The organism is Herpetosiphonaceae bacterium (assembly GCA_036374795.1).
Lineage (GTDB): Bacteria > Chloroflexota > Chloroflexia > Chloroflexales > Kallotenuaceae > LB3-1.
Genome location: DASUTC010000098.1, coordinates 1 through 2,661, shown reverse-complemented (window position 1 = coordinate 2,661; position 2,661 = coordinate 1). Strand labels below are relative to the sequence as shown.

1 protein-coding gene is annotated in these 2,661 nt (G+C 62.8%); it reads left to right on the top strand.

The genetic code is table 11. From position 1 onward, the window contains the following. The first annotated feature begins 65 nt into the window (after positions 1-65). Entirely contained in the window at positions 66-2,603 is a 2,538-nt protein-coding gene (gene gyrA / locus VFZ66_07000) for a DNA gyrase subunit A (GenBank protein HEX6288919.1), read from the top strand. Positions 2,604-2,661 lie beyond the last annotated feature (58 nt).

The window sequence follows — 2,661 nt, the reverse complement described above, 5'->3', positions numbered from 1 at the left end:
CGCCGAAGTGGTATAATAAAGCATTCTAATCGCATGAAACGGAGTAGTGTCAAGGGGGCTTTGGAGTGGAAATTGGCATAGTCCGGCCCATCAACATCGACAGCGAGATGCGCTCAGCCTATCTCGATTACGCCATGAGCGTGATCGTCCAGCGCGCGCTGCCCGATGTCCGCGATGGCCTCAAGCCGGTCCAGCGCCGCATCCTGTACGGCATGTGGGACATGGGCATCCGGTATAACCAGTCATACAAGAAATGTGCCCGTATCGTCGGCGATGTCCTTGGTAAGATGCATCCTCACGGCGACGTGGCAGTGTACGACGCATTGGCCCGCCTGGCACAAGAGTGGAACATCCGCTACCCGCTGGTTGACGGGCAGGGCAACTTCGGCAGCGTCGACGGCGATCCGCCCGCGGCGATGCGCTATACCGAGGCGCGGCTCTCGCAAGTCGCCGAAGAGCTGCTCTACGACATCGACAAACATACCGTCGATTTCGTGCCCAACTTCGACGGCTCGTATATGCAGCCCTCGGTGCTGCCCGCGAAGCTGCCCAACCTGCTGCTCAACGGCGCAGCCGGTATCGCCGTGGGCATGGCTACCAACATCCCGCCGCATAATCTCAGCGAGCTGTGCGACGCGATCATCCACCTGATCGACAATCCTGAGGCCACGGTCGAAGATCTGATGCGGCACGTTCCCGGCCCGGACTTCCCGACCGGCGGCGTGATCCTGGGCAGCGAGGGCATCGTCAACGCCTACTCGACGGGCAAGGGCCATATCGTGATCCGGGCCAAGGCGCATATCGAGGAGGCCGCGCGCGGCGCGTATCATATCGTCGTCACCGAGCTGCCGTATCAGGTCAATAAAGCCCGCCTGATCGAGCGCATCGCGGAGCTGGTCAAGGAGCGCAAGATCGAAGGCATCCGCGACGTGCGCGACGAGTCGGATCGCACCGGCATTCGGCTGGTGATCATCCTGAAGCAGGACGCGCAGCCCCGCAAGGTGCTCAACCATCTCTTCAAGTATACGCAGATGCAAGTCACCTTCGGCGTCAACATGCTGGCGCTGGTCGAGGGCAATCAGCCGCGCGTGCTCACGCTCAAGAAGGTGCTTCAGTATTACATCGAGCACCGGCAGACGGTGATCCGGCGGCGCACCGAGTACGAGCTTGAAAAGGCGCGGGCTCGGGCACATATCCTCGAAGGCCTGAAGATCGCGCTCGATCATCTGGACGAGGTGATCGCGACGATCCGCAACTCGCGCACCCGCGACAGCGCGCGCAACAACCTGATGCACAACTTCAAGCTGAGCGAGGCACAGTCGAACGCGATCCTGGAGATGCAGCTTGGGCGGCTGGCCGCGCTGGAGCGCAAAAAGATCGAGGACGAGTACCGCGAGGTGATCAAGCTGATCGCCGAGCTGGAGGATATCCTGGCGAACGCTCGCCGCGTGCTGTACCTGATCAAGCAGGACTTGCAGTATCTCAAGGAAAAGTACGGCGACGCGCGTCGGACGCGGATCATGGCCGAGGCGACCGGCGACATCTCAGCCGAGGATCTGATCCCCGACTTGCAGGTGCTCGTGACGATCACCGATCGCGGCTACATCAAGCGCGTCAACGCCGATACCTACCGTCCGCAGAATCGCGGCGGCAAGGGCATCAAGGGCATGACCACCCGCGAGCAGGACGTGGTGCAGCACATGATCGCCTGCAACACCATGGACGATCTGCTCTTCTTCACCGATCGCGGCAAGGTCTACCAGCTCAAGGCGCATGAGGTGCCTGACGCTGGCAGGACCGCCAAAGGCTTGCCGCTGGTCAACCTGATCTCGCTTGAGCCGGGCGAGCAGGTGACGACGATGCTGCCGGTGCCGAGCTTCGACGAGGCCGAGTATCTCGTCATGGCGACCGTCAACGGCAAGATCAAGCGCACGATCCTGCACGAGTACTCCTCCGTTCGCTCGAATGGCCTGATCGCGATCGGGCTGGAAGACGGCGACTCGCTGCGCTGGGTGCGCATGAGCACCGGCGACGAAGACGTGCTGATGACTACCCGCGCGGGCCAGACGATTCGGTTCAAGCAAAGCCAGGTGCGACCGATGGGCCGTCCCGCCAGCGGTGTGACGGGCATCAACCTTGGCAGCGGCGATAAAGTCGTGGGCATGGAGCTGGCCCGACCGGAGTCGGCGCTGCTGGTCGTCACCAAGAAGGGCCAGGGCAAGCGCACCAAGGTCGAGGAGTACCCGGTCAAGGGCCGCGCGACCGGCGGCGTGATCACTATGCGGCTGCGCGACGGCGACAAGATCGCGGTGGCGCGGGTCGTGGCCGAGGACGATACCCTGACCTTTATCACGCGCCAGGGCATCGTAATCAAGCTGGCCGCCAGCAGCATCTCATGCCTGGGCCGCTCGACACAGGGCGTGCGCGTCATGGATCTCAAAGCCGGCGACGAAGTAGCCGCGATGTCGGTCGAGCCGTTCGAGGAGTCGAGCAACCCGGCGGTGATGTCCTCGGCTGAGGCGGCGGCGGATATTGTCTCCGCCACCGATGGCGCGGCGGGCAACGGCAGAGTCGACGGCGCGCAGCAGACAAGATTGCTGTAAGCCTGATCGAGCCAGCGCGCTGGTTAAACTCGTAGGGGCGTATTGATACGCCCCTACA